Consider the following 25,260-nt stretch of genomic DNA (forward strand, 5'->3'; position numbering starts at 1 on the left):
CTGTCCGGTAAAAAACGGCCGAACTTTTCGTAGAGCGACTTGTAGACGGCCTCGAAGAACTTGCAGGGGCGTCTGTTGTTCGCGTCGGAAAAAGTGCTCATCTTCAGCGGTCCCGTGAACCCGGCGTGCCACAGGTGCCTCGCTTCCGTGTTCACTCCCGTAAGGATTTCGCGCAGGGACCTGTAATTTTTGAATACAGCGAACAACAGCACGAGCAGGTGCTGGAACCCGTCGAACTTCTTGACATAGCGTTCCCCGCCAACGCTGCGGGATTGCCTCAGAATTTCGCCTTTAGAGAGGTATTTTGTGATTTGTGCGTATATCGGCTGTCCGGTAAAATTTCTACTTTCCATGGTGCTTTTGAGCTTGTTTTTGATTGCAAACTGAACAATAGTCAAAAGTGGCGACTCCCGGAAACGGAAGTCGCCTTTTTTTGTTAGATTTCAGGTTGAATTAAAAAGTTTTACCGGACACTAATAATTCATAACAAATTCTCTTTCGCATAACATCAAACGAATCAGAATCTTCTATGAGTTTTTTTTCTAGTCCCTCGTTAACTATATAAGTAAAAGCTTTTTTTGTATAACAAGTTTCTCCATTAGCGATAATATATTTTTCAATTGTTCTAGACTTAGCCAATAAGCAGCACAATTGATAATCTGGATTGATAGTATTAAAATTGCTATTTACATGAGCTCGTTGACGATGTTGGCTACTTGTTAAAAGAATCAAATTTTCTAAATACGCAGCAAGAAGGGGATATTTTGACTTCGGAAAAATGTGATGAACCTCTGTAGCTTTTCCTGCAGCAAGATCATCATTAACTTCACTAATTTCACCATGCATCTGTTTGATTAAACGGATAGCTTTCTTCACTTGATAATCAAGATAAAAATTCTCATTGATATTTTTTATTTTTGTTTTTTCTGATTCTTCTCGTGTTTCTGACTTTTTCTTTCCGGTATCACGCCAATTTAATCGATTATACATTAAATCGTACCAATTCAAAATTTTGCCATTACTTCCAGGAAGACCTTTAGAAAAAGCAAATATATTAAATACTTTATGAAACATTCTATCACAATCTATTTTGGACTGAGAAGGAGTATTTGCCGAAATAAATTTGTGGTATCGAGAGTAGATTGTATCTTTCGCTAAATTTGGATTTTCTTTACACATTGATTCATATTCATCAAAAAATCTTTTTATACCACTTTGTTCAACTACTGCTTTGAAAAAAAAGTAAAGAAATTGAAAAGCGTTTCGTTCTTTGATGGATATAAATTCAAGTACTTTTTGTTCAGCTACTTTAAATATTAGATTACGCCCTTGATTGACAACATTTAACACATGAGCGTATGCTAGCAATTTTAAAGGCTGACTCAAAACCTTATTATATTCATTTCTCGCTTTTGGGTCTGTAGGAGAAGGTTTGCCAAAAACTACTCGGCAATTTTGTTCAAAAAATGTTTCTTCCCATAAATCATTAATCGAAAATGATTTATTTGCACAACTAGTATTAAGAATACAATCTGCAATGAAGCATACAATATCAGGTGTGCATTTTTGATCTACATAACGAGCATCATGATTTATCCGAATATCAAAATCATTAAACCGATTGAAGAATATTTCTAAATCCATTTTTATTCCCCCTGTTTTATTTTCCCAAAAAAGAAAACCGCATTAGAATCAATATTTAGAGATCTAGTTCCAAAATTTCTTGCGATTCTATAAAATTGCGAAAATTCATCTGTAGCAAAATATGCCAAGTCTTTTTTTGTAATGACTATTGTTTTATCTTTTGTTTCAAGAATAGCAACAGAGCCATCTGCAATACAATTTTTAGGCAGAAAACAAGCTCTAGGTTTATATGTAAGGTTTGGAACAAGTATGCAATTATTCTTATTCAAAAAAGAGCCAACAGCAAGACCAGAAACATCATCGATATAACAGTCGTATCCTTCAATATTTTTTATTTCATTATTCCCAATATTTCTCGATTTTAATACACGAATTTTCCCTACATTTTTCGTAATCTTTTTTGTTATCGTTCGATCTCTAAAAGCACTAAATATTCCAAAAGTCATTTTTCTAGCAATTTCATCAAATTCAAGATTACGGTAAAGAAGCCAATATGGGTAAACCTTATCTGTGATATAAGATTGTTTTTGCTGAAAAATTGCATCCGTGATATAAGATTCAATGATTGTATTTTCTGCTATTTGATTATGCCATACTACAAATGCAACCGTTTCAATTTTAACACCCTTAAATCCATGTTCTCCAAAATCAATAACTTTTTCAATTTTATGATTTGCAAGAATTTTTCTCGTTAAATTGAATTCTGGTGCGCTAATTAAACTCTTTGGAACAATAAGCGAAACCAATCTTCCACAGTCTAATGATTTTTCAATAAAGAAAGAAAAAAGATTATTTGTATCCTTGTTTACCACAGTATTCTTATACATGGATAAAAGTTTTGGATTTCCCGTCAATTTTTTATACGGAGGATTTCCTACAATGATGTCGTAGATTTCTTTATTCTGATACGTCAAAAAATCTGCAACAATAAAATTGATATGTACATTTGAAGGAACATCTATAATTTTCAATAATTCTTTAACAATTGAAATACTATTTGAATCAATATCAAAGACATCTATGCAAACGTTTGGAACATCCCTATATTTTTCTATTAAGCCTGGAATAAAATTTCCAACACCTGCAGAAGGCTCCATTATTTTTAGCGATTTAAAATTCTTTGAATCAGGAAGAGATTTTAGTATTGAATAACAAATATTAGATCGTGTATAAAAAGCTTCATTATTTTCACGAAGTGCGTTTGCATATTCCGCAATTTTTGAAAGATTGATAAAGCCAAGAGTATGATGTTTACGAATGTAACACAGAATAGATTCATTATTAGATATGTTTTCATCTTGAATTAAATGAAGAATTTCGCCATCAGAATAAAGATTTTCTATTGCGAATTTGATCTTAAATGCAATCTGTTGAAATATAATTGTGGGGACAGCTTCGCCTAAATTTTGTCGAATATTGATGCTCATCTTGGCGAGATATTCTTCTTTTTCTTGCAATGGCAATGCGTTTAGTTGCACATAAGGAATTCGATTCCATTCAAAATCCTTTGGGACTGACATCATCAACATCACTTCCCTAATGCTGAATACACGATTATCAACTGGATGAATTGTATTCTGACTGGCTAAAATATCATTTCTTGTGTGGATACATGGAGGAACTTTATCCCAAAATTGCCTTGTATATTTATCGCCATTTTTTTCCACATTGAATACTTTCTTTCCATTTTCAATATGATATGGACGACGATTAATTTCTTCATTTTCAAAAGCGCCCTGCCCCTCTTTGAGATTTTCAATCCAAGGTACCATTATGGGATTATATTTTCTAAAAGCGTGATATATATCTTCTTTAGATATTTCACCCATTACCTTTAGCGAAGGTAAATGCCCTATTACTTGGCGTAAAGTTTTTTCCTTTTGACGATTAGGAAAAATATCGTATGGAGAAACATCAAGAATGTCTTTACGAACGCCTAATACCAAAGTGCGAGTTCTGCTAGATGGACAACCATAATCTTTAAAATTAACGACTTTATAAAGAATATTATAGATGCCTTCTAAATTCTGAGAAATCGCGTCAAAGATTGATTTAAAATTTCCATCTACATCTAAGCAAGATGTTCCAAGAAACGCTTTGACATTTTCATATACAAAAAATTTTGGTTTCAAATCCTTAGTCATTTTTATTGATTCTATCACTAAGGAGTTTCGTTTCATTTCCTTTTTTTCATCATTTTTCTTATGATTGATATAAGACATTCCTTGACAAGGAGGAGTTGCAATTAAAACATCTAATTCATCAACATTATGCTTTTTTCTCCAAAAACTAACCTCAGAAAATATTTTTTCCTTGGTTTCATCCAACGTCATATCCCCACAAATGTACCCAGAATCATAGCGACATTTCTGATTACATTTTTGAACCTCCAAACGACGAGCTAACAATTCAACCGTGGCTACGCAATCAAAACCTTCTTTTTTAAAACCGAAGCACCCTACACCTGCACTACTAAATAAACTGATATAGGTTTTAAGTTTTTCAGTCACTCTCGTTCCTCGAGTTGAAGGTGAACGAGTTCACCCTCGGTCGGGAACAAGAAACCGCAATGTCAAAACAAGTCAAGAAAACGCCCGCAAGCGCACGCGTGTACGTGCGCAAATTCCTCTGGGAACTGAATGGCTACAGCATGCCCAGGGTGCACCATGACCTATGCAATCATAAGTCAACGAACGTTTGTCTTATTCTAATGTTCTGAAGTTGTCGAAGTTTCAGGAGCGAACAAGAGCAAACCCAGCAAGAGTTTTTCTTGCCGCATTCCCCACAACGCGATTTAAAATGAAAAAGGCGTGAGGTTGAATGCGCTTACCCACTGAGGCCTTCGACTGCCCGGACATAATAAACGCAAACAACCCACGCCCCATAAGGTCGCAATGCGCACAGGCAGATCTAAAAAAGTATGCATGTAGCAAAACGATGCCGCTAAGTAAAGCTTAGCAACAAGCGTGAGCGTTGCCTTATTCCTTATCCGTGAAATTGTCGAAGTTTCAGTGAGGAACAAGAACAAAACTCTTTATGTACAAAAGGAAATATAGATAATCGCATTTGACGCCAAATGTCAAATTGATTAAAGAATGTGAATTTTTTTGAAAACGGAAAAGGACGATTAAAAAATGAGGGAAAAAGGAACCGCTTGCGCGGTTCTTTCTTACAAGACTTTGATTTCGTTGATAGAGAGGCCGGTGCTTATACGAATGCCCCGTTCAACTCCTCGATGACTTTATCGTCCAAAAACTCTTTCAAATAGAATGAAATTTTTTTCAAAAGGTCTTTGGCCTCGGCGGGCGGCAACTTTTGAAAGCGACTTTTAAATTGCAGCAATGCTTTGAGTAATTTTTCGCGGTCAAATGCATATTTCATCGCGGTCAAGCCCATCGCCGTTGCAACATCGTCGCAGCCGGTGCAATCTTCGTCGGAAATCATTTTCATATCGATGAAACTGCATTGACAAGGCAGCGCAGAACTCAAAAAGTAATCGCTATACCTTTCACGCAAAATTTTCATCGGATCCCACGAACCTTTTCCGTTGTAAAAAACGAAAGCCCATGTCGGCAGCAGTCCATACGGATTATCTTTAGTGTACAATTCCATCCCCATATCATTCTGCACTTCCATCACCATATCGGCATAGCGAGAAATTTGTGCGAATACAGATTTATATGAGCCCGATTTGTGCGCCAAAAGCATCCCGATCAATCCGGGAAGCCCTTTCGCATTTTTCACACGGAAAGCCAAATCGGCTTCGCCCGTTTCGTCTACTTCGGAATACGAATCCGGAATCCGCTCAAGCGAATTCAAATCGAAAAAATTCAAAAACTCAGCACTTTCCGGATTCTGCTTCGCACACAGTTTCAATAACGCTCGCGAATGATTTTCATCGGCAAAAAGCCAGCGGAAAAATGCATCGTGACTGCGATGAGATTTTTGATTTGTCATTTTGTTCTCCATTGGGAACGCCCCCAAAAAAGCGAATAGAAAAATTTTTTTCTATCTAAGAGTATAGACGTTTTTTTTGGGAAAAATATTCTAAAAGTAAAGAAGATTTTACTTAAAATCGAAAAAAGTGGAAAGAAAGATCTTAGAACTTAGATTTTAGAGCTTAGAATTCCTAAGATAATTGATCATTCACAATTCAAAAGTGAGCCGGCGTATACGCCCGCATCCTTTTTTGTCATCCTGAACGGAGCCGCAGACACATCCGCCGTGTCATCCTGAACGGAGCCGAAGGCGAAGTGAACGGATCTAGCTTTTTTTTCGCAATGAGAACAGCTAGATCCTTCACTGCGTTCAGGATGACACGCAGGGCATTGCGAAGGGATGACAAACTCTGTGTCATTCTGAGTGGAGCCGAAGGCGGAGCGATATATGAAACTTGGAACTTTAGTTCCTTAGTTGAATTAAGCCCTTTGGGGTAGAATCTAGCAGTAATTTTCAGCGTTAAAAATTAAAAGAAGATATTTTTCGTTCAAGATTTGCCCAAAAATTTTTAAAGATGACTTCCCGCACTCAAAATATGTCCAAAAATTTTTTAAAATGAGTTCCCGCCGCCCAAATATTGGCAAGAAATTTCATTTGAACCCTCCATCCCAAAAAATATTGGCTAGAAATTTCATTTGAAACCTCCATCTGAAACTTTGGAGGCTAGAAATTTCATTTGCTTAGAGCTTAGAATTTCTAAGTTCAAAGATCTCAGCTCTAAGTTCTCAAAAAAACTCGCGCCTACGCCGCGCCAAATTCTACCTTCCTCATTTAATTCATTTTAAGAAAAGTCCGATTTTTTCAATATCGAGAAATGTGATGAAAACAAATAAAGCGATAAAAAGCGACATGGCGATTTTTTGAATGAGCGCCTGCTTTTCTTGCGAAACGGGTTTACCGCGGATTGCTTCGATCAAAAGGAATAAGAGGATGCCGCCATCGGTAATAGCAAGCGGGAGTAAATTCATCACGCCTAAATTGATGCTGATGAGGGCAAGCATCATCAAAAATTCTTGGAAGCCCGCCATCCAAACATTGCCCATGACAGCGACAATTGTCACCGGTCCCGACATTGCATCAACTTTCACTTGACCTTGGAAGAGACGCTTAAAATAACGGAAAACGCTCGTCGTCAATTTCCAACTTGTCGCACTTGCTTTGACGACTGCATCCGGCAAATTGCGCTTCACAATATGCGTTTCACGGAACATCACATATTGCATCCGAATGCCAATCATGTAGCGTTTATATTCTTCATTGTAAACGGGCGAAACTTCTTTATAAAGGGTATCTGCGCCGCGGTGAATGGTGAGAGTCAGAGGATTCCCTTCGGAGCCGCTGATAAATTTGACGACGCTTTGATAATCGTAAAGCCATTGATGATTGATTTCGGTAATCGTATCGCCTTTTAAGACGCCGACTTTTTCGGCAACGCTTCCGGCGAACGGAGTTTCTGCGACCACAATTCGATGCCGCGGATAAATTCCCGCATCGCCAACTCCCATGTGAATATTTTCGTCCGAAGAATCCTGCGCCGGAATAATCATTTCTTGAGGAATTAACATCGTCGAAATCGTATCGCCGCCGCGAGTGAGTTTAATCGAAACATTCGCTCCGATTCGCACGCCGATTTGTTCCCGAAAATCATCCCAGCCCGCAGTCGCTTTTCCATCGACTTCAAAAATCGTATCGCCCGGTTGAATTCCCGCTTGAGCCGCAGCGCTTTCAGGGACGACGAGTCCGACGATTAACCGCGAAGATTCCGGTTCTTCGACTCCCCACATGTAAAGTCCGACCAAAAGGAAAAACGCAAAAACGATATTGACAAACGGCCCCGCAAAAGCAATCGCCGCCCGAGCGCCCACACTTTTTTTAGCAAATCCACGCGGGTCATCGGATTCGGGCGAGTCCGGATTTTCGCCTTCCATCGCCACATAACCGCCGAAAGGAATGAGCGAAATGCAATATTCCGTTTCCCCTTTTTTGAACCGCAGCAATTTTTTGCCAAAGCCAATGGAAAATGTGTTGACTTTTACCTTATTCCATTTGGCGACGATAAAATGTCCGAGTTCATGTATGAAAACCAAAAAGCTTAAAGCAATCAGCCCAAGCACAAACATCGCCACATTGGAGAAGAGGTGTTCCATAAATTGAATTATAAAAATGAAGAGTTAAAAGTTCGGAATGAGGCTTTGCGCCAACTTTCTTGCTTCGGCATCGGCAGCGAGGATAGTTTCCAAATCGAGTTTGCCCGAAACCGTCGGCGTTTTCGCGATGACTTTTTCGACTCCCGCAGGAATATCCATAAAGCCGATTTTCTTTTCGAGGAAAGCGTTCACCAAAACTTCGTTTGCAGCGTTCATCATCGCGGTATAAAGTCCCGCTTTTTTGCCGCATTCGATAGCGATTGCTAAGCAACGGAATTTTTCTAAATCCGGTTGGAAGAAAGTAAATTTCCCGACTTCGGCGAGATCCAAACGATCCGTTTTGAGCGGGATGCGTTCTGGCCAAGTAAGTGCCACCTGAATAGGAATTTTCATATCCGGAGCACCGAGCTGCGCCATCAAATTGCCATCGCGGAATTGCACAAGAGAATGCACGCGACTTTGCGGATGCACAACGACTTTAATTTGTTCGTAAGGAATGTCAAACAAGAAATGCGCTTCGATGACTTCGAGGCCTTTATTCATCATGCTCGCCGAGTCGATTGTAATTTTTCGACCCATGCTCCAGACAGGATGATTGAGCGCATCTTCAACGCGGATGTCTTTGAATTTTTCGACAGGCCATTCGCGGAAAGGTCCACCCGAAGCGGTAATTTGCAAATTTTCAACTTCGACTTTGGGGCGGTCGGCGAGGCATTGGAAAATCGCATTGTGTTCCGAATCAACCGGAGTCAAATACGCTTTCGGATTTTCGCGAAGCGCTTCTTTGATAACTTCGCCCGCCATCACCAAGGTTTCTTTGTTCGCAAGAGCGATATGCTTTGAAGAACGAATTGCAGAAAGTGTCGGAAGGCATCCGACAGAACCCATTAAAGAATTGAGGACGATATCGGTTTTCGGATCGCTTGCTAATTCGCAGAGTCCGTCCATTCCCGAAAGCACCGGTTTACCGAGTTCTTTTTCAAGAGCCTTGGCTGCGGTTTCGTCAAACATGCAGAAACGTTCCACGTCCATTTCGCGGGCAATTTCCGCCATTTTTTTCCAGTTGCTGTTTGCCGCAATCGCGTAAAGTTTAAAACGATCTGGATGCTGTTTTAAAACGCCGATGGTCGAAGTTCCAATCGAACCCGTTGCTCCCAAAAGACAAACCTGTTTCATCAAATCGCTCCGTTAACAAAATACATCACCAGCACAACTGTCGGCGCCGAAAGGTAGAACGAATCTGCGCGATCGAGAACGCCACCGTGACCGGGGAAAATTTGGCTCGCATCTTTTGTTCCGGACCAACGCTTCAAAGTCGATTCTAACAAATCGCCGACTTGTCCCGAAATCGCAAGAACAATCCCGAGAATCGCTGCGCGCGCATAATCCAAGCCGAAGACAGATGGAGCAAAGAACATGACCCAAGCGACTGCAAAAAGCGTTCCGCAAATCGCGCCTTCCCATGTTTTCTTCGGGCTAATTTCCGGAGCAAATTTATGCTTGCCGAAAAGGCGTCCGCCAAAGTAAGCCATCGTATCGCAGACCCACATCGCTGTCATTACGATGACGAGTTTATAAGAATGTTCAATCGAAAAACTGCCCGAGCCGAGCAAATAAATATTCAAGCCTCCCCATAATCCTAAATAAAGCGGAGCGCCGAGCTGCATCATTAACCACGGAAAAAGATGATCAATTGAAACTTTTGAAAATGCAATTCCGATGTAAATGGCAAAGACGCAGACAAAAACAAGCCCGACTAAATGCGGAACCGGAGCAAGTCCAAAGAAATGTCCCGATTGGAAAATCCACGCAAGAGTTAACGCCACCGCAGTGACAGGCGCCACCACTTGCATCGACGGACCTTTATACATTTTCGAAGCCATCCGTGCCCATTCCCAAGCGCCCGCTCCGCAGAAAAAGCTCATTAAAGCGAGCCGAGAAATATCGTTCAGCCACAAAAGCACAAATGTAACTGGGATAGCAATCGCCGCAAAAAGAATGCGAAGAGTTAAATTACTCATCAAGAACCTTGCCGAAACGGCGTTCGCGCGTATTGTAAAAATCAATCGCTTTTTGAAATTCTTCGTTCGTAAATTCGGGCCAAAGAGTCGGCGTCACATAAAATTCACTGTAAGCAGCTTGCCACAAAAGATAATTCGAAAGGCGGAATTCTCCGCCGGTGCGAATCACCAAATCCGGATCGGGTGCGCCCTTTAAATAAAGATGTTCAGCGAAAACAGATTCGTCAATTGCATCTAACGCAAGAGTTCCCTTTTGCACTTTCTCTGCAATCGCTTTGCAGGCATCGACGATTTCTAAACGTCCGCCGTAAGAAATTGCAAGATTTAATTGCATCCCCGTATTATTCGCAGTTGTATCGATAGCGTGCTGCAGTTGCTTGCGCGGAGCATCGGGCAAACGGTTAATGTTTCCGATGACCACGAGCTTTACATTTTTTTCCATCAAATCTGGAAGTTCCTTGTGAACCATTTCCACAAGGAGCTTCATCAAATAATCCACTTCTTTCGAAGGGCGTTGCCAGTTCTCGGAGCTGAACACATACAAGGTCAAATGTTCCAAGTGCAAATCACACCCGAATTTTACCGCATCAATAGTCGCCTGAGTTCCTTTGCGGTGTCCCAGAAAACGTTCTAAGCCGCGGCTCTTTGCCCAGCGACCGTTGCCATCCATAATGATGGCAACATGTTTCAGCCCGTTCGCCATACCGACTACACCTCGAGCAAGTCAGCTTCTTTGACTTTCAGAATTTCATCGATTTTTGCAATGTAGCTGTCGGTGATTTTCTGAATTTGATCCTGACGCTTTTTGGATTCGTCTTCGCCGAGTTCTTTATTTTTCTTAATCGCATCGTTGGCGTCGCGGCGAATGTTGCGAATTGCGACCTTGCCTTCTTCGGCATGTTTGCGCGCAATTTTTGCGAGTTCAGCACGACGTTCCGATGTGAGAATTGGAATCGAAACGCGGATGCCGTTTCCTTCCATAATCGGCGACACACCGATATTTGCCATTTGAATGGCGCGATTAATCGGTTCGACCATTTGCTTTTCCCACGGGGTCACGAGAAGCATACGCGGTTCCGGCACAGTGACCTTTGCCACCTGCGGAATCGGAGTCGGCGTTCCGTAATAGTCCACGCGGATGTTGTTCAAAATAGCGGGAGTTGCAACGCTTGTGCGGATTTTGGAAAATTCGCGTTCGGTTGCTTCGATCGCCTTTTGCATTTTTACTTCATATTCTTCAGCCATGAAATCCTCTTTCAAATTCGGTACAAGCGATTAGCAATGTACAAGTGTACCTAAATTACCTTCAACAGTCGCCTTGGTCAAGTTCCCTTTTTCCATTTTAAAGACCAAAATCGGCATTTTCTGTTCTAAGCAAAGCGCAACTGCAGCAGTGTCCATCACTTTTAAGCCGCGGTTAATCACTTCGGTGTAGGTAATGTCGTCAAAACGTGTTGCCGCCGGATTTTTCACCGGGTCATCTGTATAAATTCCATCGACTTTAGTCGCCTTCATAATCACATCGCATTCCGATTCAATCGCACGAAGTGCTGCGGCGCTATCTGTCGTAAAGTAAGGGTTTCCGGTTCCTGCGGAGAAAATCACAACAGTTCCCGAAGAAAGGAGAGACAGAGCCCGTCTGCGATTAAAGAATTCGCAGATAGGTTCCATCCGAATTGCAGACATCACGACGCACGGAATGCCCTGCTTATCGAGAGCATCCTGCATCGCAAGTCCATTCATGACAGTTCCGAGCATTCCCATGGCATCGCCTTGAGCACGATTCATGCCGCCAGCCGATGCCGAGATGCCGCGCACCAAGTTTCCGCCGCCGATCACCAACGCCACTTGAACTCCCGACTTCACAACGGATGCGATTTCGGAAGCCATCGTAGTGAGGATTTCGGAGTCGATGCCGTGACCTTTTTCCCCAGCGAGAGCTTCGCCAGAAAGTTTTAAAAGAATACGGTTAAACTTGGTGCTTGCCATAATTAGTTACCTCTTTCGAAACGAACGAAGTCAACGACCTTCAAAGAAGAAAGACCGAATTCGGCGGCCTTGCTCTGGAGGTAATCCTTCACATTGAGTTTCTGCGGGTTCTTGTCGCTCATGAAGAATTCTTGATCTTCGAGGACGAGTTCCTTCAGAACCTTTGCCACGCGGCCATCGATCTGACGTTCCACGAATTCCGGCTTTGTCTTCTTGCCGGTTTCCGCAGCTTGACGTTCGATCTGTTCGCGAGCAATTTCGCGTTCCTTTGCAATGCGATCTGCTGGGATAGCAGCGTTATTCACCGCTTCCGGAGCAAATGCGGAAGTCTGCATGGCGATGTCTTTTGCGACAGCCTTCAAACCTTCTTCATTGTTCAAAGAACCTTCGAATGCGAGCTTCACGATCACGCCGACCTTACCATTCATGTGATTGTAAGAGCCGAGGATTTCGTTTGCACCGCAAGTAATGACGCGGAGTTTGCGGAAGTCGATGTTTTCCTGGATCTTCACGAGAACATCCTGGAGCTTGTCACCGATTTTCACACCGTCAACGACAGCGTTCTTCAAGTCATCCACCGAGTTGATGTCTTGAGTTTCGCAAGCCTTCACTGCGAGATTTGCAAGAGCGACGAAGTCTTGGTTCTGAGAAACCGGTTCGGTTTCGCAGCCGAGTTCGAATGCGACAGCGCGATTTGCAGCCATCACGAGGAACACGCGACCTTCTTTCGCAGCCTTGTCCGCACGCTTTGCAGCGACAGCAGCACCCTGCTTACGGAGAAGTTCGAATGCCTTTTCCTGATCGCCTTCAGCTTCGGTCAAAGCCTTCTTGCATTGCATCATACCCACGCCAGTCTTCTGACGGAGTTCGTTTACCATTGCGGCAGTAATTGTAATCGCCATTGTTACTTTTCCTCAGCGGTTTCGGACTTTTCTTCGGACTTCGGAGCAGCCTTGCGCGGCTTGAAATTGCGCTTGCGCGGAGCGTCATCAAACTTCTTTGCTGCAGATTCTGCATCCGCAGTCTTTGCCACTTCAGAACGAGTCGTCACGTTTGCTGCGATGTAGTCCACGATGAGCTTGATAGACTTCACAGCGTCATCGTTTGCCGGAACCGGATAATCCACGAGGGTCGGATCCACGTTCGTGTCGCAAATGCCGATGATAGGAATGTGCAAACGACGAGCTTCAGCCACAGCGATGTGTTCGTGATGGAGGTCGGTGACAACGACGAGACCCGGAAGGGTTGCCATTTCACGGATACCGCCGAACACGCCGAGCATCTTTTCGCGGAGACGAGTCTTGTCGAGAACTTCCTTCTTGGAGAGTTCTTTGAAGAGTCCGTCAGCTTCCATTTGATCAATCTTATCGATTTGCTTAATGGACTTGCGAACAGTCTGGAAGTTGGTGAGCATACCACCGAGCCAGCGGTTCGAAACGAAGAAATGATTCGTCTTCTGAGCAGCTTCTTCCACGATTGCGCGTGCCGTGGGCTTTGTACCGACGAAGAGAACGCTCTTGCCTTCGCTCGAAATACGAGCAGCGACCTTGCCTGCTTCTTCAAGCATCTTGATCGTCTTGTCGAGATTGATGACGTAGATGTCATTCTTCTTCGCCAAGATATACGGCTTCATTTTCGGGTTCCAGCGCTGAGCCTGGTGACCAAAGTGAGCGCCAGCAGAGAGGAGTTCTTCAACGGAAGGCAGATTAGCCATGATAATTTTCCTTTTTTCGGTTGTTCTTCCCGGCGGAAAAATCGCAAAGCCCAAAGGCCACCGAAGCGATTTTTTGAATAGGCCGGTGCTTGTTATGCCCAAACGAAATTATTTGAGCGCGGAAAATTTAGAAAAATTCATCTTTCTAAGAAAAAATGCAAACGCAAATTGCCCCCAAAAACCATTCCGATTCCCGTGAAAATGAAGCACAAAAAAAGCCCCCGAAAACGGGAGCTTTTTTGCAAATTTCTTTGCCAAGCGATTAACGCTTGCTGAACTGGAAGTGCTTACGAGCCTTCTTGCGGCCGAACTTCTTACGTTCCACAGCACGAGAATCACGGGTCATGAGACCTTCTTTCTTGAGAGCGGACTTGTCTTCGGCGTTGTTTGCAACGAGAGCGCGAGCAATGCCCAAGCGAACTGCACCCATCTGGCCAGCGATTCCACCGCCATGAGCGTTCACTTCAACATCCCACTGGTCTGCATTGTTGAGAACTGCAAACGGAAGGTTTGCAATCATATCTTGCACGTCAGAGTGGAAATATTCCTTAAAATCGCGACCATTGATGGTACGCTTGCCGGAACCCGGCTTCAAGATAACAGCAGCGATGGCGTTCTTGCGACGACCGGTGCCACGGTAGATCTTCTTAGATTTTGCGGTAGTAATAGAGATATCCTCCGTCCTAGAAATCGATGCTTACGGTTTCGAGGTGTTGGGCCGCGTGCGGCTGTTCCGCACCAGCGTAGATTTTAAGTTTCTTCAGCATCTTCTTGCCGAGAGAGCTGTGCGGGAGCATGCCCCAGATCGCTTCCATAAGCGGTTCTGTCGGGTGCTTTTCCATCAAAGCTTCGTAAGAAATCCAGCGTTCACCGCCAATGTGACCGGTGTGGTGGAAGTACTGCTTCTGTTGAGCTTTCTTGCCGGTGGTTGCAACCTTGCCAGCATTGATAATCACCACGAAGTCGCCAGTATCGACGTTCGGGGAATAGATAGCCTTGTGCTTGCCCATCAAAAGGCGGGCAGCAGCGGTGGCGACGCGACCGAGAGGCTTGCCTTCGGCGTCGATGAGCTTCCACTGACGAGTGACCGTCTTGGGGTTCACCATAATGGTTTTCATGTAATCCTCTAAAAGTTGCTGCAGACACAGAACCGCGCCGCAGTGCGAAGCAAAATTAGAAAGTCCAATACAAAAATCAAGGGCAAAAAAGGAAATTTTTTCCATTTTCCGCGTCATTTTTGACTTTTTTATTCTATCAATTATAATAATTAAAACAATTAACACAATCAAATTGATGAAAGAATCGTGCGCATTCTAGAAAAATTCAAAAATTGAAGGCGTTAGAATTCGCGCTGAGAAATTCCTTGAGCCATTTTCTCATTTTCCATTTTTTGCAATAATTATACATAGAAAATCGTCAATTATTTTATTAGATTTACACAAAAATTTACAAGGAATCGTAATTTATGGATTACAAAAAACTTTTTGGAGTTGCAATTTCTAGCGCATTTTTGATGAATGCGTGTTCCGATGATTCTTCGTCTAGTTCGCAAGGTCCATCGAATCCCGATATCGATATTTCGGCTTGCGTGGATATTGAAGACGCAAACCTCCGCGCGCAAATTGACGATGCGAACAAAACCGTTTTGCAAGCAATTGAAAATAGAAACAATTACGAAAATCTCAAATTCTACGTCGCCAATGCCGAAGAGACTTTTCACAAAGCGCTGAACGCTTACCCGAATAGTTGCGAAGCGCAATTTGGTTTAGCAGTTACTCTTCTCGCCAATACAATCAACAATTCCTTAGTCGATTCGATTTACAGAGTTTATGAGTCCGGCGATGAAAATTTAAAACTCAATTTATTCAATGTCGATGTTGGAAATTACGCGGGTGCAATCGTCAATTTGTCGGCAAACAAATACGGCTTGATCAATGACCGCGTTCAATCCACGGTGGTAAATACTTTTATCCCGAAAACCGATTCGGCCATTGCCCTTTTGCAAAATGTGAAAAGCGCGGGCAATTTCTTGTATTCGTTGGATAACGACGGCGAACGTTTGGATATTGATGAAGGCGATTTAGATGTCGCCATCGGCGCGGTTCAAGCGGTTAATGCACTTTTAACGGCTGTCGCTTCTTTTAATTTAGATGCTTCTTTAGATGACTCTTATAATTGGGTTAAAACAGCTGATAGCGTTGATCGCTACCGCTACTCTTTTGAAAATTTAAACGCCAACGAACAAAAAGCCATCAAGCAAGCCATTTCACTTCTTGAAAAAAGCAGTCCTTTTACAACAGTCAAAAACAGCTGGAAAGACCGCTATAAAAAAATTCCCGAAGCTCTCGATTCCGCCGTAGAAAATGTCAAAGCAGGCCTTACTTTTAAAATGCTAAACGCGGGCAAAAATCCGTATTCCGCTTTCAATGTCGGCTTTGACGAAGAATCGGATATTTCGGCAAATGATATTCAAAAATCCATTGATATTTGCGATTCCATTCAAAAAGGTTTACACGGAATTGTAAAAGTGCAAATTCACGATTCTCTTCTTGCCGTCAATATTCAAAAATTCTTTGAAATTACCGAAGGCATTCAAGATTATTATCCGTATCATAAAATCAAGCCCATTGAAACTTGGACAAAATTTCCCAAAACCGGATTTGATTGGCGCAGCGAAAATTGGGACGATATCGATGATGAAGATTCTACGATTCTTGCAGAATATGAAATCATGAGCAAGTTTAGATCTTTGAGTAATCATCAATATGGTAGATTTTATATTTATGCACGGCAGTCTTACACTTCTGATACTGTAGAATATTTTTTAGATTATTATAGCGATGACGGTTGGGAATCAATTAAGGTTTATTTGTCTAGTTGTAATTATGCGTTTGAAACCGATGAATTCGCCAATACAAATTCCGCAGAAATTTACACATTCTCTGACGAAGTTTGCCAAGTTAAAAATGGCGATGCTTATTATAAAGTCATGGATATTTCCGTGCTTTCTGATGTTTGTATGTTTACCGATAAAAACGGGAACAAGACTGCAAACGCACTTGAAATTATCCGTCACGAAAATAAAACGCCAGATTATTATGCAAGAACCGTCATCTTCCCAGACCCCACATTTGGCGGCGTTTTCCCGGAAATGACGCAAGAAAAATTAGGAAAACTGATTTATTATATTTACGATTTTGACGAAGAGGAAGATGACGAATCTATTTTTGATTAAACGCTAATTAAAAATTGAAATTATCACTTTTCATTTGTTTGCTATTTGCGCTCTCATCGTTTGTGATGGGAGCATCAAATTCGTTTGAAGCTCGCGGCCGCGGGCTTTTTTTATGGAATACAAATGAAGCTTCTGCCAATGCGTCCGAATTAAAAATCGAAGACTCAGTTAATGTCGGCGTGTTTTCGGCAAGTGCAAATATTCACGCTTATAAAGCGCGGATTTCGTGGACGAATTTTTGGACAATTGCGACCAGCTTAAAAAAAATTGAAGCGACGACAAATTTATATGGCAGATTTTCTTATCTCGATTTAGAATCCGAAATTTTAGGAAATGATGATGACGCAAGGGCTTTCGTCAAAAGTACTTTTCATCAAAGAGATTCGCTTTACTTCGTTTCGTTTTTACTCGGCGGTGGAACTTTTAGCGGGATGAAAGCGACGTGGACTTCCGAAGAACCCAATGGACTTTTGGACACTTTGCGCATGTATCAAGAAAGTGAATTTTTTAGAAAAGGAATTGCCGTCGGAACAAAATTAAACAAGCATCTTTTTGCTTTGGATTTGGAATATTTTTACACGAGACGCGCTCCGTTAAATGATGAGCATTATGAACTTCGCGATTCGTTGGATTTATATTTTTCGAAATTTTCATATCGCTATAAAAGTGGAAATTTTTCCGATCAATTTCAGCTGATGTATTTGTATTCAAATGCGACTTTTTTTGGAATTAGAACCGACCAAGAAAACGCAAAACGGTTTATGTATCAAAATGGAAAATCGCATATTTTATTGGCGGAAAATAAACTAACAAATCTCAACTGGTCACTTCGTTTGGGCGTTTCTTTCATTCATTTAAGACTCCCGAAAGAAATGTCAAAATACAAAGAAAGTTTAGCGCCCAATCGAGCGCTCGATCCATCGCTTTTGCAAACTCTTTCGTTCAGTTTTTACAAAACAAATTTTAGACTTTTTGGCGAATCTAAAAATGCAATTTTTTATTCTAACATCAAACGCGAATTTCATTGCCTGTTAGGAAATTTTCATTTTAGTCCGCAAGTTTCCATGTATTTGTTGTATGCACAAGGCGAACTCGATATGACTCTTGTCAATGAGACGACAAAAGCTTTGCTCATTAAAACAAAAAAGAACGCTTTGTATCATGGAGAATTTCAACTCGCAGGTTCCATTCTGAATTTAGGATTTTTATTGGAAAGTCCACAAAGAAATTATTTTTTGCAAGCAACTGCAAGTCAAATTATTCCTTTTTATGTTCATAAAGAACTTGGCCGCATTCATCCAAAAAGTTCGCAAGTCGTTCCACAAAATCCTGAAATGGAAAAAGAGCCTTCAAAAGAGAATCACAAAATTTCAAAGACTGAGCATCTTTCGCCTTTTAAAACCGGTTTCGGAATAGATGTCCGAATGGGATTTTATTTTTAATTGAATATTTCTAAATTTACCGCATGCCTGTTAATTTAACGCAAGGAAGTATTTTAAAAAATATTGCGGTCTTTTCGATTCCGTATTTGGCGGCGTATTTTTTGCAAACTCTTTATGGCCTCGCGGACCTTTTTATTATCGGACAATACGAAGGCGCCAAATCGATTACCGCAGTTGCCGTCGGAAGCCAAGCGATGCATTTTTTGACCGTGATGATTGTCGGGCTTGCGATGGGCGTGACGGTTTTAATTAGCAAAGCGGTGGGCGCAAAAAATTTTCGAAGCATTTCTCGCATCACAGGAAATACGATTTTATTGTTTAGCGCTGTCGCATGTATTTCGACTGTTGTGCTTTTGTTTTTTTGTTCAAGCATTGTGTCCATTTTACAAACGCCAACCGAAGCGGTAGAAGAAACAAAAAATTATTTGAAAATTTGCTTTGCCGGAATTCCATTCATCATTGCATACAACTTAATCGCTGCAATTTTCCGCGGGCTAGGCGATTCAAAACATCCGATGTACTTTATTGCGTTTGCGTGCATTTTAAATATTTTTCTCGATTTTATTTTTATGGGCGTTTTAAAATGGGGCGCGAAGGGCGCTGCATTGGCAACGATTATTGCGCAAGCGTTAAGCGTTTTCATTTCGTTAATCGCCGCAAAAAAATTGCACCTTGGAATTCCTTTAACCCGCAGAGATTTTCGAATTCACAAAAAAATTCTTCAAGCTATTTGGAGCATTGGTTCGCCGATTGCGTTACAAGACGGATTTATTCAAGTTTCGTTTTTGTTCATCACGATGATTGCGAATAGTCGCGGTTTAGAAATTGCAGCCGCCGTAGGAATTGTCGAAAAAATTATTTGCTTTTTATTCTTAGTGCCGTCTGCGATGCTTTCAACAATTTCTGCCATCGCTGCGCAAAATTTAGGTGCGGGATTTCACGAACGAGCCAAGAAAACTCTTTGGGCGGGCACAAGTATTGCTGTGGGAATCGGAATTATTTTTGCCGTTTTATTTCAATTTATTTCAGAGCCTTCGCTCAAACTTTTTACAAGCGAAACAGCAGTCATTTTATTTGGCGTGCAATATTTGCGCACGTATGTAATCGATTGCTTTTTTGCTTCCATTCATTTTTGCTTTAGCGGATATTTTACTGCGTGCGGCTATTCGATTATTTCGTTTGTTCACAATTTATTTTCAATTATTTTATTTCGCATTCCGGGCACATGGCTCGCTGCAAAATATTTTCCCGATTCGCTTTATGCGATGGGACTTGCCGCTCCTTTGGGCTCTTTATTTTCCGTTATCGTTTGCGTCGCCGTATTTATTTGGCTTCAAAAAAGAATTGCCAAAAAATCGATTATGCACTAGCTAAAAAATTTACACTTCGGAATTTGAATTTTCCAAGTGACGAGTTTTAATTGCTTATTCGCAAACATTTCTTCGGGATCGATGAGCGCTGTCGCAGGCTTCCCCGCAAATTCTAGAGGCGTTCCGCCAAAGTCCACCACTTTGAGAGCATTTTGCGCAAGCGCTTGCTTTAATAATTTATCGCCGAAGAAAATTACCGTCGTCGGCTGCATCAATGCGATTTCTTTTTCAAGCATTTTTTTGAATACAGCAGCAACTTGCGGAAGCACCATTCGCGAAATGACTTTTTTGCAAAAATAGGTGACAGCGATTTCTTCGGGCGTTACATGCAAACTTTTGAACATGCGCAAAATCATTTGTCCCACATCCGAATTCACATAACCATTTGTCAAATATTTTTCTAGCGGAGAATACACGACGAGCAAAAATCGCGGGGCGTTTAATTTTCCTTCGCCGCGGATAAATTGCGTTTTCGCATACAATTTTTCGGCTGCAACCAAACTGTAAAATTCTTCCAAAGTTTTGGCGTTTTCATACGCCGAAGGCACTGCTGATTTTGCTGATTCGGGAATGATAATTTTTGCGGGCGCGGGATTAAAGACGCGCGGTTTTGCAGGAGCAGGCGCGGGCGTAGAAAAAGAAGAACGTTGCGGCTGTGAAAACGGAGCGGGCGATGGCGCAGAAATTGGCTGCGGAGCATTCACCGGCTGAGACATTCGAACGGGCGAAAGAGTCCACGGTTCATCTAAAATAACAGAACTTTCCCCGATGTCAATTTGTTCGGCGAGATATTTCGCAAGTTCCGAAAAATCAGGCATGAGAAGACTCCAACAAGCAAGTTACTTTATCTGCAATTTTTTGTGCTAATTCCGATTTTGTGTGCATTTGCAATTCGGGAATCGGCGCATTTTTTTCGAGAATCGCAAACGGAACGCGGTCAAATCCAAAGCCCGCATTTTGCATTACAGGCGTATTGAGTACGAGTAAATCGGCGCCACTTTTTTCAAATTTTTCTGCGCCATGATTTTTTACATCATCCGTTTCGAGCCCAAAGCCTACGATGATTTGACCTGCAGATTTATTCTTCACCGAGTCCCGCAAAATATTCGGATTCGGTTCCAATTCCAAATTAAGTTGACTGCGACTATCTTTGATTTTCGTTTGAGAAACATGCTTCGGACGATAATCGGCAACGGCTGCGCAATGCACGATTGCGTTTACTTCCGATTCTCTTTGCATCACCGCTTGATACATTTCGAGCGAATTTTTTATGCGGACATTTTCAGCAAAAGTTGGCGCAGAAATATCCATCGGGCCGTGCACAAAAACGACGCGATAACCCGCATTCCAAAATGCTTCAGCGAGAGCGACTGCAGTTTTTCCACTCGAACGATTTGAAATATAACGCACCGGGTCAATTGCTTCTTCGGTTCTGCCCGCGGTAATTAAAACAGTTTTTCCATTTTCTTTTTCACGAAAATTTTTGAGAGCGCGCACAATTTCTGCGGGCTCCATAAATCGTCCCGGTCCATTTTCTCCGCAAGCGAGTTCTCCGCTCGGCGATTCTAAAATTTGCGTATCCGAAAAAGAACGGAGAGTTATCAAATTGCGCTTTACCGCCGGCGATAAAAACATCGTCGTATTCATCGCGGGCGCAATCCATTTTGGGCAAGCGCTCGACATATAGCAAAGCGAAACCGGATCGTCGGCAATTCCATTCGCCATTTTTCCAATGCAATCCGCCGAGGCGGGCGCCGCTAAAAAAAGATCTGCCCAACGCGGAAAGTCGATGTGTTGAAACGGACGTCCTTCGGGATTTCCATCTTTTGTATAAACCGGACATTTAGAAAGCGAAGCAAAAGTTAAAGGTGCGACAAATTTCGTCGCCGCTTCCGTCATCGCCACGCGGACTTCGGCACCTTCTTTTTGAAGTAAGCGCAAAAGTTCGCAAGCTTTATACGCCGCGATGCTTCCGGTAACGCCCAAAAGAATTTTCTTTCCCGAAAGATTCATTTCGATTCCTTTGCTTTGAGATTTCGCACAAATTCAATCGCCCCGAGGCCCGCTTTTGCACCGTCGCCAACAGCAACCGCTACTTGCAAAATTCCTCCGAGGCAATCGCCCGCCGCAAAAAGTCCCGGCACTGTTGTCATGCGTTTTTCGTCAACGGCGAGTTTATTTTTCTGCACAGCAGCTCCGGTTTTGCGCGCCAAATCGGCGGCACTCGCCGTTCCAATCGCCACAAAAATTCCATCAACCGCAATTTCTTTTCCGCTTTCAAAGCGAATTTTTTGCACTTTGCCTTCGCCTTCTACTGCGACAATTTTTTCGGTTTCAAGCGCATAATCTGCGGGAATTTCCACCGTCGTTTTTTCGCCTAATGTGCAAATTGAAACCGATGCGGCGAGCGGTAAAAGTTCACTCGCTTCAGCGAGCGCATACGCGCCGCTGCCGAGAACTGCCACATTTTTTTTGCGATAAAAAAATCCATCGCACACGGCGCAGTAACTAACACCTTTTCCTTCGAACGCGTCCAAGCCGGGAACCGGAGCTTTCGAACGCACAGAACCTGCTGCGATAATTACCGACTTCGCCAAAAATTCTGTTTCCGCATTTTCGTATTTCACGCGCACATGAAATTTTTCGGCAAACATTAAATCGATGACTTCTCCCGTGAAAAATTCTGCGCCTAATTTCTTCGCTTGATCTTCACCGCGTTGCGCAAGTTCCTTGCCCGTGATGGCGCTTTCTAAGCCGTAATAATTGGCGATGGCATGTGCCCGAGAAAGTGCGCCCGCATCTTTTGCGACGATTAAAACCGAAAGCCCTGCGCGCAAAGCATAAAGTGCTGCAGAAATTCCAGCGGGACCTTTCCCGATAATCAAGACATCAAAATCATTCTGCATTTTTCACCTCTTGATAACGCACATCTGCGGATTCAATAGGAAGTTCTTTTCCCGCGTCCATCGCTGCATTTAACGCTTCGGATTTTTCCGTAGAAAGCCACCAATAAATCGGAATGCTTTCGTCTTCGCGTCCAAATTTTGCATAAACATTTTGCGGCATTCCGAAACGATTCCAGTAAAGAATCCGATGAAAATCGCATTGCCACATAAGTACATACGGCACAATTTCGGTTAAACGTAAATCTAACGCCCGCAAAATTTCTTGGCGCTTTTTCAAATCAAATTCTGTCTTTTGCAATTTTACAAGACTATCGACAATCGCATCTTGTAAACCGGTAACATTATTGGTTCCGGGATCATTTGCCGTTGCACTCGACCACGATGCTTCGGGATCATTTAACCGAGAGCTTCCCCAAGCAATCCAATACATATCAAAGTCCGCTTCATCCAAACGTTTGCGGAGAGTACTTTGCGAAATTTGTTCGATGGAAACTTGAATGCCCGCTTTTTGCAACGCTTCTTGATAAAGAGTCAAATGCCGCATATCTTCGCTCGCCGTGATAAACGAAATCGTAAACGGCTTCCCTTCTTTTTCAAGCATTCCTTTGGCGCCAGGAACGTAACCCGCTTCGGCGAAAAGTTTTCGCGCTTGATCCATATCAAACGGATAATTTAACGCTTTCGGATTTTCATGCGATTCCCATAAATCCGGATAATAACTGTTGAGCAAAAAATATTGATCGTACATATATTTTTCGTTCATCAATTTTCGATTCATCAAATACGAAAGCGCTTTGCGCACGCGGACATCTTGAAATTTTTCGCGGCGTAAATTCATCGCCATTCCTTGGAAGCCAATCGGTTCGCGATTGAAAATGCGCTGTTTTACCGCCCAACCTTTTTTCACAGCATCGAAATCGGTTTGCTTCATCCAAATCGATGAGGTGTAAACTGCGTAAGCGTCCAAGTCGCCTTTTTTGAAAGCTTCGAGCGCTTTCGTGCGATCTTCCATAAAACGGTAACGGATTTTTTCGAAATTATATTTTCCGTGATTCCATTTTTTATGATAGCCCCACCAATCTGCGTTTCGAGAAAGTTCTACGTAGCGATCTTCGCGAAAATCTGAAATTTTATACGGGCCTTCGACCACCGGAAATTTGTAACGAATTTGATTAAAGTCTGCGTCTTTCCAAATATGTTTGGGGAATGCGACAAGTCCTGCGGCTTCCCAAAAATTCGCCCAATGCACATCTTTTGCTGTAATCGCAATCGTGAGAGAATCCACAATTTCGGGGCGCGAGAAACGCGATAATCCGACTTTAAAAATCGGCGTTAAATTTTTCGGATTCATGATGACGTCGTAATAAAACTGCACATCTTCGGCGGTAATGGATTTGCCATCGCTCCACTTTGCCCGCGGATCCAAATGAAATGTAAATGTCATGCTGTCCGCAGAAATTTCCCAACGATCAGCGAGAATTCCCACCGGACGATCTTCGGTTGTATGCAACGAAACGAGAGGCTCAAACATTAAATTCATCAAGCCCGCGCTAAAGCTGTTATAATCTTCCCACATGTTGAAAGACTTCGGCATCGCAGAGCCCCAAAGGCGAATATTTCCGCAAGGAACTGCCGCGAGATTTGCCATCGGATCGTATTCACCATCCGCATCCGCAGGATATTGTGCTGCAGCTGGACACTGCGTTTTTGCAGCCGTTTTCGGCGAATCTTTTTCTTGGCAAGCGGTGAATGCGATGAGAATTCCGAGAATTCCTAAAAATTTTATTTTCCCGTTCATTTCTTTTTTCCTTTTGCAGCTTCGCGCGCCGCTTTTTCGGTGCGGGCGATGGAACGCTTTGTCACTTTTTGCGGTTTCGTATTGAGAAGAGCTTCGTTTGTTTTGGCAGCTTCTTCCGCTTGAAATTTTGCAAGAGCTTCTTTGGCAGCTTCTTGTTCTGCTTTCTTTTTGGAAGCGCCTTTTCCGCGACCATATTCGTGGCCATCGTACATCACCGTCATCTCAAAAATTTTGCAGTGCTCCGGCCCGGATTCCGAAACGACTTCATAATCGGGCGCAGGCAATGAACGCGCTTGCATATATTCCAAAAGGGCGCTTTTATAATTGATAAAATCCGATTCGGAGACAACTTCTTGCACATTCGGGAAAATGTGTTTCTCCAAAAATTTTCGGCATTGTTTAATGTCGCTATCCAAATAAATAGCACCGAGAATCGCTTCGAACGCATCTTCCAAAACGCTATCGCGATCACGGCCACCGTTTTTCGCTTCGCCTTTTCCGACGCGCAAATACGAGCCCAAATTCCAACTGCGGGCAATTTTCGTAAGCGCTTGTCCCGAAACGATGACGCTTTTCATCTTCGAAAGATCGCCTTCGGGTAAATGCGGATAAGTTTTATAAAGGTATTCTGTGACGAGCATATTCAAAACAGAATCGCCCAAAAATTCCAAGCGTTCATTATTTTCCCAATAAGGCATTTCTTTGCCCGAAAGCCAAGAACGATGCACCAACGCATGCGCTAAATATTCGGGATTTTTAAATTCATAACCCAAACTTTTTTCGAGGTCATTTCCCGATTTTTTGCGGAACCACAAAAATATGCGGCGAATCACATTTTTACCTTGTTTTTCTTCCATACGAGGAATTTAGAAATTTTAAGTTCGCTTGTTATTCCGTCAAAAGGATAAACGGAAGCATTCAAATCGTCGCAGAATAAAAATTACCAAGAAGCCTTGTAAATAAAGGCATGCAGACGATAGCGCATACTTCTCCGA

22 protein-coding genes are annotated in these 25,260 nt (G+C 42.5%); 3 read left to right on the forward strand and 19 right to left on the reverse strand.

What is annotated here, in order from left to right:
• The 14 genes from B0H50_RS03100 to rplM form a co-directional block, all read right to left on the reverse strand.
• Nucleotides 1-398: DUF4372 domain-containing protein (locus B0H50_RS03100; RefSeq protein WP_199219604.1), on the reverse strand; the 398-nt coding region annotated here is incomplete at its 3' end.
• A 55-nt stretch (nt 399-453) separates the two neighbouring features.
• A complete protein-coding gene (locus B0H50_RS03105; RefSeq protein ID WP_109587235.1) occupies nt 454-1,644 on the reverse strand; it encodes a hypothetical protein in 1,191 nt (396 codons plus the stop codon).
• Nucleotides 1,645-1,646: 2 nt separating this feature from the next.
• Complete coding sequence (locus B0H50_RS03110) at nt 1,647-4,154, reverse strand: DNA cytosine methyltransferase (protein ID WP_109587236.1); 2,508 nt, start codon at nt 4,152-4,154, stop codon at nt 1,647-1,649.
• A gap of 697 nt (nt 4,155-4,851) precedes the next feature.
• A complete protein-coding gene (locus tag B0H50_RS03115) occupies nt 4,852-5,601 on the reverse strand; it encodes an Rpn family recombination-promoting nuclease/putative transposase (protein WP_158256547.1) in 750 nt (249 codons plus the stop codon).
• An 818-nt stretch (nt 5,602-6,419) separates the two neighbouring features.
• Nucleotides 6,420-7,790 (reverse strand): RIP metalloprotease RseP, encoded by a 1,371-nt coding sequence (gene rseP / locus B0H50_RS03120; RefSeq protein WP_106200138.1) that lies wholly within the window; start codon nt 7,788-7,790, stop codon nt 6,420-6,422.
• 24 nt (nt 7,791-7,814) lie between these two features.
• On the reverse strand, nt 7,815-8,966 hold the full coding sequence (locus B0H50_RS03125; protein WP_106200136.1) for a 1-deoxy-D-xylulose-5-phosphate reductoisomerase: 1,152 nt from the start codon (nt 8,964-8,966) through the stop codon (nt 7,815-7,817).
• Nucleotides 8,966-9,811: a phosphatidate cytidylyltransferase gene (locus B0H50_RS03130; RefSeq protein ID WP_106200150.1), complete on the reverse strand. Its 846-nt coding sequence runs from the start codon at nt 9,809-9,811 to the stop codon at nt 8,966-8,968. The genes B0H50_RS03125 and B0H50_RS03130 overlap by 1 nt, the downstream gene beginning before the upstream one ends.
• Entirely contained in the window at nt 9,804-10,514 is a 711-nt protein-coding gene (locus B0H50_RS03135; protein ID WP_106200134.1) for an isoprenyl transferase, read from the reverse strand. The genes B0H50_RS03130 and B0H50_RS03135 overlap by 8 nt, the downstream gene beginning before the upstream one ends.
• 5 nt (nt 10,515-10,519) lie before the next feature.
• Nucleotides 10,520-11,056, reverse strand: a complete 537-nt coding sequence (frr, locus tag B0H50_RS03140; RefSeq protein WP_106200132.1) for a ribosome recycling factor — start codon at nt 11,054-11,056, stop codon at nt 10,520-10,522.
• Between the two features lie 30 nt (nt 11,057-11,086).
• A complete protein-coding gene (pyrH, locus tag B0H50_RS03145; RefSeq protein ID WP_106200130.1) occupies nt 11,087-11,800 on the reverse strand; it encodes a UMP kinase in 714 nt (237 codons plus the stop codon).
• Between the two features lie 2 nt (nt 11,801-11,802).
• A complete protein-coding gene (gene tsf / locus B0H50_RS03150) occupies nt 11,803-12,702 on the reverse strand; it encodes a translation elongation factor Ts (RefSeq protein ID WP_233244486.1) in 900 nt (299 codons plus the stop codon).
• 2 nt (nt 12,703-12,704) lie between these two features.
• Entirely contained in the window at nt 12,705-13,514 is an 810-nt protein-coding gene (gene rpsB, locus B0H50_RS03155; RefSeq protein WP_106200146.1) for a 30S ribosomal protein S2, read from the reverse strand.
• Nucleotides 13,515-13,776: 262 nt separating this feature from the next.
• On the reverse strand, nt 13,777-14,181 hold the full coding sequence (gene rpsI, locus B0H50_RS03160) for a 30S ribosomal protein S9 (protein WP_106200128.1): 405 nt from the start codon (nt 14,179-14,181) through the stop codon (nt 13,777-13,779).
• A 16-nt stretch (nt 14,182-14,197) separates the two neighbouring features.
• On the reverse strand, nt 14,198-14,632 hold the full coding sequence (gene rplM / locus B0H50_RS03165; RefSeq protein WP_106200144.1) for a 50S ribosomal protein L13: 435 nt from the start codon (nt 14,630-14,632) through the stop codon (nt 14,198-14,200).
• Between the two features lie 347 nt (nt 14,633-14,979).
• On the opposite strand from rplM, the gene B0H50_RS03170 reads away from it, so the two are divergent.
• From B0H50_RS03170 to B0H50_RS03180, 3 genes are all read left to right on the forward strand, one after another.
• On the forward strand, nt 14,980-16,749 hold the full coding sequence (locus B0H50_RS03170) for a hypothetical protein (RefSeq protein WP_109587237.1): 1,770 nt from the start codon (nt 14,980-14,982) through the stop codon (nt 16,747-16,749).
• 62 nt (nt 16,750-16,811) lie between these two features.
• On the forward strand, nt 16,812-18,191 hold the full coding sequence (locus B0H50_RS03175; RefSeq protein WP_146193665.1) for a hypothetical protein: 1,380 nt from the start codon (nt 16,812-16,814) through the stop codon (nt 18,189-18,191).
• Nucleotides 18,192-18,214: 23 nt separating this feature from the next.
• The gene (locus B0H50_RS03180) at nt 18,215-19,561 is read left to right on the forward strand and encodes an MATE family efflux transporter (protein ID WP_106200164.1); all 1,347 of its coding nucleotides are present in this window, start codon (nt 18,215-18,217) and stop codon (nt 19,559-19,561) included.
• Here the strand turns inward: B0H50_RS03180 and B0H50_RS03185 are convergent.
• The 5 genes from B0H50_RS03185 to rnc are packed head-to-tail and all read right to left on the reverse strand — an operon-like array spanning nt 19,558 to nt 25,122.
• Complete coding sequence (locus tag B0H50_RS03185; protein WP_109587239.1) at nt 19,558-20,379, reverse strand: hypothetical protein; 822 nt, start codon at nt 20,377-20,379, stop codon at nt 19,558-19,560. The genes B0H50_RS03180 and B0H50_RS03185 overlap by 4 nt on opposite strands.
• Complete coding sequence (gene coaBC / locus B0H50_RS03190) at nt 20,372-21,574, reverse strand: bifunctional phosphopantothenoylcysteine decarboxylase/phosphopantothenate--cysteine ligase CoaBC (RefSeq protein WP_106200160.1); 1,203 nt, start codon at nt 21,572-21,574, stop codon at nt 20,372-20,374. Before coaBC ends, B0H50_RS03185 begins: the two co-directional genes overlap by 8 nt.
• On the reverse strand, nt 21,571-22,467 hold the full coding sequence (locus B0H50_RS03195) for an NAD(P)/FAD-dependent oxidoreductase (protein WP_106200158.1): 897 nt from the start codon (nt 22,465-22,467) through the stop codon (nt 21,571-21,573). The genes coaBC and B0H50_RS03195 overlap by 4 nt, the downstream gene beginning before the upstream one ends.
• Nucleotides 22,457-24,265: an extracellular solute-binding protein gene (locus B0H50_RS03200; RefSeq protein ID WP_106200156.1), complete on the reverse strand. Its 1,809-nt coding sequence runs from the start codon at nt 24,263-24,265 to the stop codon at nt 22,457-22,459. Before B0H50_RS03200 ends, B0H50_RS03195 begins: the two co-directional genes overlap by 11 nt.
• Complete coding sequence (gene rnc, locus B0H50_RS03205; protein ID WP_106200154.1) at nt 24,262-25,122, reverse strand: ribonuclease III; 861 nt, start codon at nt 25,120-25,122, stop codon at nt 24,262-24,264. The genes B0H50_RS03200 and rnc overlap by 4 nt, the downstream gene beginning before the upstream one ends.
• Between the last annotated feature and the right edge of the window lie 138 nt (nt 25,123-25,260).

Source organism: Hallerella porci (genome assembly GCF_003148885.1).
Classification (GTDB): Bacteria; Fibrobacterota; Fibrobacteria; order Fibrobacterales; family Fibrobacteraceae; genus Hallerella; species Hallerella porci.

Coding starts and splice junctions, on each gene's coding strand:
- B0H50_RS03105 (WP_109587235.1), bottom strand. CDS start 1,644: ATGGATTTAGAAATATTCTTCAATCGGTTTAATGATTTTGATATTCGG.
- B0H50_RS03115 (WP_158256547.1), bottom strand. CDS start 5,601: ATGACAAATCAAAAATCTCATCGCAGTCACGATGCATTTTTCCGCTGG.
- rseP (WP_106200138.1), bottom strand. CDS start 7,790: ATGGAACACCTCTTCTCCAATGTGGCGATGTTTGTGCTTGGGCTGATT.
- B0H50_RS03125 (WP_106200136.1), bottom strand. CDS start 8,966: ATGAAACAGGTTTGTCTTTTGGGAGCAACGGGTTCGATTGGAACTTCG.
- B0H50_RS03130 (WP_106200150.1), bottom strand. CDS start 9,811: ATGAGTAATTTAACTCTTCGCATTCTTTTTGCGGCGATTGCTATCCCA.
- B0H50_RS03135 (WP_106200134.1), bottom strand. CDS start 10,514: ATGGCGAACGGGCTGAAACATGTTGCCATCATTATGGATGGCAACGGT.
- frr (WP_106200132.1), bottom strand. CDS start 11,056: ATGGCTGAAGAATATGAAGTAAAAATGCAAAAGGCGATCGAAGCAACC.
- pyrH (WP_106200130.1), bottom strand. CDS start 11,800: ATGGCAAGCACCAAGTTTAACCGTATTCTTTTAAAACTTTCTGGCGAA.
- tsf (WP_233244486.1), bottom strand. CDS start 12,702: ATGGCGATTACAATTACTGCCGCAATGGTAAACGAACTCCGTCAGAAG.
- rpsB (WP_106200146.1), bottom strand. CDS start 13,514: ATGGCTAATCTGCCTTCCGTTGAAGAACTCCTCTCTGCTGGCGCTCAC.
- rplM (WP_106200144.1), bottom strand. CDS start 14,632: ATGAAAACCATTATGGTGAACCCCAAGACGGTCACTCGTCAGTGGAAG.
- B0H50_RS03170 (WP_109587237.1), top strand. CDS start 14,980: ATGGATTACAAAAAACTTTTTGGAGTTGCAATTTCTAGCGCATTTTTG.
- B0H50_RS03180 (WP_106200164.1), top strand. CDS start 18,215: ATGCCTGTTAATTTAACGCAAGGAAGTATTTTAAAAAATATTGCGGTC.
- B0H50_RS03185 (WP_109587239.1), bottom strand. CDS start 20,379: ATGCCTGATTTTTCGGAACTTGCGAAATATCTCGCCGAACAAATTGAC.
- coaBC (WP_106200160.1), bottom strand. CDS start 21,574: ATGAATCTTTCGGGAAAGAAAATTCTTTTGGGCGTTACCGGAAGCATC.
- B0H50_RS03195 (WP_106200158.1), bottom strand. CDS start 22,467: ATGCAGAATGATTTTGATGTCTTGATTATCGGGAAAGGTCCCGCTGGA.
- B0H50_RS03200 (WP_106200156.1), bottom strand. CDS start 24,265: ATGAACGGGAAAATAAAATTTTTAGGAATTCTCGGAATTCTCATCGCA.
- rnc (WP_106200154.1), bottom strand. CDS start 25,122: ATGGAAGAAAAACAAGGTAAAAATGTGATTCGCCGCATATTTTTGTGG.